The organism is Vibrio sp. Vb2960 (assembly GCF_033337665.1).
Taxonomy (GTDB): Bacteria; Pseudomonadota; Gammaproteobacteria; order Enterobacterales; family Vibrionaceae; genus Vibrio; species Vibrio alginolyticus.
This window is the reverse complement of the sequence record NZ_JAWORD010000036.1, coordinates 21752-30725: the sequence shown is the minus strand read 5'-3', so window position 1 is coordinate 30725 and position 8974 is coordinate 21752. Positions and strand designations below refer to the sequence as shown.

At 45.2% G+C, this 8974-nt stretch carries 5 protein-coding genes; 1 reads left to right on the top strand and 4 read right to left on the bottom strand.

The annotated features are described in order from the left end of the window. Window positions 1-629 precede the first annotated feature (629 nt). From R7O03_RS21840 to zntR, 4 genes are all read right to left on the bottom strand, one after another. Window positions 630-2765, bottom strand: a complete 2136-nt coding sequence (locus R7O03_RS21840; protein ID WP_318132022.1) for a lysine decarboxylase CadA — start codon at window positions 2763-2765, stop codon at window positions 630-632. A 116-nt stretch (window positions 2766-2881) separates the two neighbouring features. Further along, a complete protein-coding gene (cadB, locus tag R7O03_RS21835; RefSeq protein ID WP_258657762.1) occupies window positions 2882-4225 on the bottom strand; it encodes a cadaverine/lysine antiporter in 1344 nt (447 codons plus the stop codon). Between the two features lie 694 nt (window positions 4226-4919). Further along, complete coding sequence (gene cadC, locus R7O03_RS21830; protein WP_005382530.1) at window positions 4920-6482, bottom strand: lysine decarboxylation/transport transcriptional activator CadC; 1563 nt, start codon at window positions 6480-6482, stop codon at window positions 4920-4922. 163 nt (window positions 6483-6645) lie between these two features. After that, window positions 6646-7044: a Zn(2+)-responsive transcriptional regulator gene (gene zntR / locus R7O03_RS21825; protein WP_005382529.1), complete on the bottom strand. Its 399-nt coding sequence runs from the start codon at window positions 7042-7044 to the stop codon at window positions 6646-6648. 265 nt (window positions 7045-7309) lie between these two features. Here zntR and purH point away from each other — a divergent pair, with 265 nt between their 5' ends. After that, complete coding sequence (gene purH / locus R7O03_RS21820) at window positions 7310-8902, top strand: bifunctional phosphoribosylaminoimidazolecarboxamide formyltransferase/IMP cyclohydrolase (protein WP_053303479.1); 1593 nt, start codon at window positions 7310-7312, stop codon at window positions 8900-8902. The last annotated feature ends 72 nt before the right edge of the window (window positions 8903-8974 follow it).

Sequence of the window (8974 nt, the reverse complement as noted above, 5' to 3'; positions counted from 1 at the left end):
ACATTTTCAGCAACTTAGTTGCTCGTCGTTAGGGGTGCGTATCTTACTTCACACCGTGAGAGAGTCAAGCATTTTTTTTAAATTCTTTTTTCTCTCTTCCCGACTCGCTGTGTGACTTTCGTCTCACTCCGTGTCGGTGGATGCGCAGTATAGGGGGTTGAGAAATTAGCACAAGCGTTTTTTGCAAAAAAACTTCCAACCGCACAAATAACGAGCATTCTGCATAGATACTCAACGATCTTGTCTAATATTTCGGGTTGCAGAGGATCTTTTCATGATGAAACACCTGACTTCTGCATTAAAAGATCGCCGATTTCTTTGTGATTTTGATTGCTGATCTTATCTCTCTTGGTTCTTTTTTCTCTTTCTATCTATATAAAGACGAAAAAAAGAGCAGAACGATGACGAACTGCTCTTTTGGTCTTTGCTTTTTATTTGGGGTACTTCAGGTGAAGTCTTGGAAAAGTGTTTCTTCTATATATAGAAGAAAAGATCAGAGCATCCTTGCCCTTCTCTTTACGACAGATTAGTTAGGGGTATATCTAAATGTCGTTATTGTTCGATGACGCATTGAGCTCGTAAGAGTGGAGCATGCTTGCATTCCCAATGACGTCATCTTCGAGAGGAGCTTAGTTCTTCAGTACTTTTACGGTGTAGCTACCATCTTTTTGTTGGTATAGACCGTGGATGTCGGTTTCGAAACCTGGGTAATGCGCACCGATCTCACAAAGCATCTCTAGGAAGTCCAGCACAGGGCGAGACTCTTGAGTCACCATTTCACCAGGAAGTACTAGTGGCACACCTGGAGGGTAAGGAAGGATCATGTTCGCACTTACGCGGCCAACCATTTCTTCCAGTTTGATTTCTTCGATGTTGCCACGAAGCTCTTCTTGCCATGCTGCGTGTGGTGTTACTTTCATTTCTGGAAGTACATCGAACGCTTTGTACATTAGCTCAGGTAGGTTGTATTTCTTAGTTAGGTCATGAATCGCTTGTGCTAGTTCTTGAACACGCATGCCTTCATAGAAGCTTGGGTCTTCGTTGTATAGTGAAGGTAGGAAGCTCTTGATGGTTAGGTTCAAGTCGTAGCCACGTTTAAATTCAGTTAGGCCGCGTAGCAATTGCATTGCTTTTGATTTGTCGATACCGATTGAGAATAGGAACAACAAGTTGTATGGACCTGTTTTCTCTACCACGATGCCGCGCTCGTCTAGGAATTTAGCCACCAGCGAAGCAGGAATACCTGATTCTTCTAGTTCGCCTTCTTTATTCATCCCCGGAGTCAGTAGCGTTACTTTGATTGGGTCAAGATACATGTGGTTGTCATCCATGTTCTTGAAGCCGTGCCATGTATCGCTAGGGTCTAGTTTCCAACATTCTGTGGTATCGATGTTTTCTGGTTGCCATACATCGAAGAACCAGCTGTCACTTTCTGCTTCTAGGCGTTTGATCTCTTTACGGAAGCGAATTGCGCGATCGATAGAGTCTTGCATCAACTTCTTACCAGTGTTGCCGCGCATCATTGCCGCTGCAGTTTCAGTAGAAGCAACAATGCCGTACTGAGGTGAAGTTGAAGTGTGCATCATGAATGCTTCGTTGAAAGACTCGTTATCAAAGTCACCTTTCACGTGAATCATTGAAGCTTGTGAGAACGCTGCCAACAGTTTGTGTGTTGATTGTGTTTCGTAGAACACTTTGCCTGGCATCGCTTCACCACTCATACCACATTTACCTTCGTAAATTGGGTTGAAGTTAGTGTAAGGCACCCAAGCACTGTCGAAGTGGATGTGTTTACAGTCTAGCGACTCTTTGATGAATTGTGTGTTGTACAACAGACCATCGTAAGTTGAGTTAGTCACTACTGCGTAACTTGGCGCTGTTGCACCTGGAGTTCTCGCCACTTTCTCTGCAATGACATCGCGGCTGAATTCGCTTTGTGGAATACCACCAAGGATGCCGTATGCGTTACGAGTTGGGCGGAAGTAGATTGGTGTCACGTCGCTCATCATCATTAGGTGAGTCAGAGATTTGTGACAGTTACGGTCAATCAGTACTGTGCTGCCCGCAGGTGCTGAGTACATACCAACGATTTTGTTCGATGTAGACGTACCGTTAGTTACGATGTACGAGCTGTCTGCATTGAATGTGCGTGCGATGTATTCTTCTGCATCTTTATGTGGACCTGAGTGGTCTAGTAGAGAACCTAGTTCAGGCATTGAAATTGATACGTCCGCTTTGAATGTGTTTGGACCGTAAAAATCATAGAAGATGCTACCAGCAGGGCTTTTCTGGAATGCAGTACCGCCCATGTGACCTGGAGTACAGAAGGTGTATTTACCTTCTTCTACGTATTTGAATAGCGCTTTAGTGAATGGAGGCATGATGGCATCTTTGTATGCCTCAGTCGCTTGGTTGATTTTGATAGCGATGTCGTCAGCCATACCTAAAGCGTACTCGAAGAAGCTCACGTTTAGACGTAGGTCTGTTAGTGAAATATCTAGAGTAGACTGTTCGTTAGCAAATGCGTGAACAGGCAGTTTTTCGTTGATTTGGCTAATACGTTCACATAGCTCTAGTGAGTATTTATCCCAGTCGAACAGCACACCGCAAATGCGTGGGTTCATCTCAATCATTTTGATCAAGTCTTTATCATCTACTGGGTAAACCACTTCGTAGCCCGCTTTCTCAAGAGCAGCGTGAAGTTGACGAACTGGCTCTTCTTTAAAGAACACACCCATGTGGTTCAAGATAGCGAAAATATTCATTTGGACATCTCCAAGGCGAATGAAGGCGCTCTCTGCCATTTACAGGCAGTGAGTAAGGTGAGCGCCGAGTGAATTTGTTTTTTATTGACTGGCACCGAAGCGCCAGCGTTTGGGGATTAGTTGCTTGCTTGAGCAGGCATGTCGTCAGCGTGTAGCTTCATGTACTGAGCTAAGCCGGCTTTTTTGCTGTAGAACATCAAGATAACGAGAGACACGATGAAGGTTGCTGTTAGCGTACCGCCTTCTGCACCAGCAAGGGCAATGAAGCAGAACAGACAAGCTACACCAGAGAACAGCATTACGAAGCCGTTGCGTGTTGTCATACCTTCGAAGCGAATCAAGTTAATGCTTGAGTAGAAGTAAGGCAGCATAGTTAGTAGAACTGCATCAGTCGTTAGCTGGTTGAACAAGTCTGATGCATGTGCTGTTTTAGAGCTGAAGAACATCAGTACAACCATTAATGCTGTCATCTTGATTGACGCAAGGATTAGACCTTTCTTAGGCACACCGTTTTTGTCAGTTTCGCCGTAGATTTTAGGGAAGTTGCCATCGCTTGCTGCACGTTTACCAGCTTCGCCCACCAGCATCATCCAAGAGCCTAGCGAAGTGAAACATGCTAGTGCTGTGAACGCTGATACGAATGGTGCTGTCCAGCTACCGAATAGCTCAGTGGTTGCCAATGCAAATGGCGCACCTGATGCCGCAACTTCAGAAGCAGGGAACATGCCGCTGATCATTTGAGTTGATAGGATGTAAATCACACCTGCGATACCAGTACCCAGCATGGTTGCTAGCGGTACAGTACGTTTAGGGTTTTCTACCATACCTGTCGATACTGCTGCTGATTCCACACCAACGAATGACCATAGACAGATAAGAACCGCAGTCACAATCGCATGGCTATCAGTACCCGCAGATACGTTCCAGTTTTGGCTGTATAGCGCAGTGTCGAAGTGCGTCCAACCAAATAGAGCGGTACCAACAACTGGAATTAGGATTAGAACAAGACCAAGCGTACATAGACGGCTTACCCAGCTACCACCAAGTAGGTTGACGAAAGTGAAGATCCATACCGATGCAATCGTCGCAATACCCGCTGGGATTGGGTCATTAAGCACAGGGAAGAATACTGAAAGGTAAGAAACACCTGTAATGGCAATAGCCAGGTTACCAATCCAGTTCGCGTGGTAATAAAGAACGCCCGTTTGGAAACCAAATACCGGAGACACTTCGCCAGCATAAGCGATAGGACCACCTTCTTGTGGGTTTTTGGTTGCCAGACGAGCGTAAACAAACGCCAGACTCAGTGCACCGACCAAACAGATCAGCCAACTGAAGATTGAAACAGAGCCTACAGAGGCAAGACTAGAAGGTAATAGTGCGATACCACTACCCATCATGTTACCGGCTACGACACCCGTACAGGCTATAAGGCCGATTTTTTTCGCATTCGATGGCATAACATCTCCAAATCTATTCTACTCGAGTCAACATGACTCAAACTGAACGGTTATTAGCGAGATGCTATGAGGAAGAACCTGCTCGACCTCGCTAAACTTCGAAGTGAAGACTACGCCCAAAAATCGGGAAAAAAATAAACTTGGTGTTATCAATAAAATGATTAGTTCATCAACATCAAGTTGAGATAAACATGATAAACACAAAAATGTAAAACTATATTATTCATACAGTTATAAGAAAAACATCAAACCTTCTACCGATAGATAAACTCTCATCAACTCGTTGGTCATCGCGATAAAAGTTATCAACCTCTATCAACTTCCCCATCCCTAAGGGTTGATTCCCTGAAGTGTTGATTCCATAAATCTCTCCCTGATCGCGCTTCTTGACCCATATCAATATTCATCTCGCATGCAAGAAGGCACCAAAATCATTCTCGCCACATAATTTGGCCGAGATAGAGATAGAGATAGAGATAGAGATAGAGATAGAGATAGAGATAGAGATAGAGATAGAGATAGAGATAGAGATAGAGAAGCAAAGCGGGTATGTATTCCCGTTGCAAGCTTGCGTTGTTAGCTCCTTCGTAAGTCATTGCCCCACCGCCTCACCCTTTTCACTTTTCGACAGCGACAAAAAAGCCCCTCATCGAAATGAGGGGCTAGCATTAGACTGACGTTGAGTCCGAGAGAATTAAAGCATTCGAACGACAGAAGGGTGAACGGCGCGATACATGGCGTAATCAATCGCCTTCATGTTACTTGGGAAGACCAAGTTTTCGCACAGCAGGTACGTCTCAACCGACGTATCAATATAGAAAGCTTCACTGTAAGACTCACTGGCTAAATCCAGATCACCATCCAATTCGGCGTGCTTACCGCGAATCACATAGGAAAGCACTGAATCACGTAACCTCAATGCCTGTCCGAGATGCCGCTTGGCTAACGCCATGTCACCAATGATTGTTTCGTGCAGTGCTAAAGCTTCATAAATTCGCGGTTGAATTGGCCCCACCATCATTTTCACATTAGTCTCTAGTGCTTCACTGAGCTGCTGCATTCGCCCTTTCTTCAACTCCTGTGAGAAATCAAGTGCCTTTTGTACATGGTAAGCAATCAACAACTCAGCTTGAACGTAAGCATTATCCGGCTCGATTTCTAAAATATTTTCCATCAAGTCGATACCTTGGCGGAATTGTTTAGTATCAGAGACATTAAGGTAATGGTTAGCCTGAACAAACAACTCCAACGCGTCGGGATTCATTGGCATTCCCGCCACCAGCATCGTAGATTTCAATTTGGCATCCGACACTTTCAGCACTTGCATCAAATCCAACGACGCTTGTTGAAGCACTGTCTTTAAATGACTACTGGTTAACGCGTATTGACGACTAAACAACACTTTTTCAGATGAGTTATTGCGATATTCCACCTCTAAAAAGCTGCCACCGTCGTTCTCACGAACTCTCACCACGACCGATTTACCAGGCACAATGCCAGAAGTAAACGACGCCTTCTTTAGCATAACTCGGTAATCACTGACTTGAGCAATGTCGGACATCAACTTTTGGGCGAATCCATCTGCCAAATCGTAGCTTAATCCTTCATTCGTAAAATTATCTTGAAACTTGAACTCAATCAGATGGGTATCGATGGCTTGGGTAATACGCACTTCCGATTGCTTGTAGGTAAACACGCCCATCACTACGACCAACATACTGATCCAGATGAAGTTCATAATTCCCAATCGCCAAGGACTGATTTTGTTTTTGCTCTGAGGTGCTTTTTTCTCTTTTGACATCTCGCAGACCGCGCGAGTTAGAGGACCTGCAGGAAAGGTAACGGCTGGTGCTATAGGTAGACAATCCTCTTCCGATTCTTCAACCGAAGGCGGGATCTCTTCATTTTGCCGACTTGTGACAAACTCTTCATGCGTCATAGTAACCACGTTCGCTACCAGCTTATAGCCACGCTTGGGCACCGTGATAACGTAGTTGGTATTTTCCTCTCGACCGTCACGTAGTAGCTTACGCAACTCAAAGATGGATTGAGTCACCACTTGATCGGTCACAATCGCTCCAGCCCAAACGTACTGAATCAATTCCTCGCGGTTGAACACCTCATTCGCATGCTCCGCTAAGAAGTGCAAAAGATTAATTAAGCGTGGCTCAACAGTAACTTCCCTATCTTGTCGATACAGCTTATTTTCATCAACGCTCAAAACCCAGTCATTGATTTGAAAATAGACTCCAACCATGTATGAAAACTCTCGTATCTACAGACAGCGTTACGGTAGGAATCAGACAATGGTCGATTCCTACAAGTAACTAAAGGCAAGATTATAGGTGGGAAAGCAGCGTGTACCTAGAAAAGCAAGTCGCCAAAAATGCAAACTTAAGTTAAGTGATTCAAGAATGAGACTACTCAAGTGCTGCAAGGATAGAGCAATGTGTGGCGTCATCGTCTGTATGACCACAACAAGCATCATTAATCTTCTTTAACGCTCGGCGAATTTTCGTCAGCTCGTTAATTTTCCCATCAATCAGCTCTAACTTAGCAGAAGTAATGGCTTTTACCTCTGCACAGCTGTGTTCTGTCGCTTCTAACTTAATTTCTAACAGGTCTTTAATTTCATCCAGACTCAAGCCAAGATCTTTACCTTTGAGGATAAAGTGCACCTGCTTTTGATTCTCTTCATCATACAAGCGGTAGCCTGACTCACTTCGTCCTGCGGGTTTTATTAGCGCATTTTTCTCGTAGAAACGCAATGTATCGGCAGTCACACCACAACGTTTTGCCAGTTCACCTATCTGAAACATAACTTCCCCTATTAACTATCTCGTTACTTTTAAAGCTAAAGAACGACTTTTTTGCAATTATTTTTGAGATGCCAAACGATTGCGCGAGCTTTTTTGTAATAAATTGGTTAGAATACGCGCCATCAAATGTGGAGACTGTTTTCTAACCAGAAAACACCCTGCAAAGGTCTTTACCAAAACTGGCCAATATTTTACCCCAAGAGGTAAAAACAAGTTCATTTTTGGCAAACATCTTTAACTCCGTGAATTTGAGGAAAATGGAAGCATGAATAACGCTCGTCCTATTCGCCGTGCGCTTATCAGCGTATCAGACAAAACAGGTATTGTTGAGTTTGCGCAAGCTCTTGCTGAGCGCGGTGTCGATATCCTATCTACTGGTGGTACAGCTCGCCTACTTGCCGAACAAGGCATCGCCGTAACCGAAGTCTCTGACTACACTGGTTTCCCAGAAATGATGGACGGCCGCGTTAAAACGCTTCACCCAAAAGTTCACGGTGGTGTGCTTGGTCGTCGTGGCCAAGATGATGACGTGATGGAAAAGCACGGCATCAACCCTATCGATATGGTAGTCGTAAACCTATACCCATTCGCAGAAACCGTTGCCAAAGAAGGCTGTACACTAGCCGACGCTGTTGAAAACATCGATATCGGCGGCCCAACAATGGTTCGTTCTGCAGCGAAAAACCACAAAGACGTGACTATCGTTGTTAATGCAGGTGATTACGGCCGTGTAATTACAGAGATGGACGCAAACGACAAATCTCTCACTCTCGAAACTCGTTTCGACCTAGCTATCGCAGCATTCGAGCACACAGCATCTTACGACGGCATGATCGCAAACTACTTCGGCACTATGGTTCCATCTTACGGTGAGAACAAAGACGGTGATGAAGAGAGCAAATTCCCTCGTACGTTCAACCAACAGTTCGAGAAGAAGCAAGACATGCGCTACGGTGAGAACAGCCACCAAGCAGCCGCATTCTACGTTGAAGCAAACCCACAAGAAGCATCCGTTTCTACTGCTCGCCAAATCCAAGGTAAAGCCCTTTCTTACAACAACATCGCAGACACGGACGCAGCGCTTGAATGTGTGAAAGAGTTCAACGAGCCAGCATGTGTAATCGTAAAACACGCAAACCCATGCGGTGTTGCTCTAGGTAAAGACATCCTAGAAGCGTACAACCGTGCTTACCAAACTGACCCAACATCTGCATTCGGCGGCATCATTGCATTCAACCAAGAACTGGATGCTGAAACAGCAACCGCTATTGTTGAGCGTCAATTCGTTGAAGTGATCATCGCACCTTCTGTTTCTGCTGAAGCGATTGAAGTGGTTGCCGCGAAGAAGAACGTACGTCTACTTGAGTGTGGCGAATGGACAACGAAGACAACTGGCTTTGACGTGAAACGCGTGAATGGCGGTCTACTGGTTCAAGACCGCGACCAAGGCATGGTAAGCCTAGACGACCTAAAAGTGGTTTCTAAGCGCCAGCCAACAGAAGAAGAGCTAAAAGATGCACTGTTCTGCTGGAAAGTAGCGAAATACGTGAAATCTAACGCGATCGTTTACTCGAAAAGCGACATGACTATCGGTGTAGGTGCTGGCCAAATGAGCCGCGTTTACTCTGCGAAAATCGCAGGCATCAAAGCTGCAGACGAAGGTCTACAGGTTGAAGGTTGTGTCATGGCATCAGATGCATTCTTCCCATTCCGTGACGGTATCGACGCGGCTGCAGAAGCGGGCATCAAGTGCGTTATCCAACCAGGTGGTTCTATGCGTGATGACGAAGTTATTGCAGCAGCAGACGAACACGGCATGGCGATGATCTTTACCGGTATGCGTCACTTCCGCCACTAATCCTCTCGTCTTCACTGGGACGATTACTGCGTTGACGGCGTTCACTTATCCTAATCACATAGCATACTATGC

Bases quoted from the DNA above. Each gene is read 5' to 3' on its own strand.
- cadB (WP_258657762.1), bottom strand. From the start codon at position 4,225: ATGCCATCGAATGCGAAAAAAATCGGCCTTATAGCCTGTACGGGTGTC.
- purH (WP_053303479.1), top strand. From the start codon at position 7,310: ATGAATAACGCTCGTCCTATTCGCCGTGCGCTTATCAGCGTATCAGAC.
- R7O03_RS21840 (WP_318132022.1), bottom strand. From the start codon at position 2,765: ATGAATATTTTCGCTATCTTGAACCACATGGGTGTGTTCTTTAAAGAA.
- cadC (WP_005382530.1), bottom strand. From the start codon at position 6,482: ATGGTTGGAGTCTATTTTCAAATCAATGACTGGGTTTTGAGCGTTGAT.
- zntR (WP_005382529.1), bottom strand. From the start codon at position 7,044: ATGTTTCAGATAGGTGAACTGGCAAAACGTTGTGGTGTGACTGCCGAT.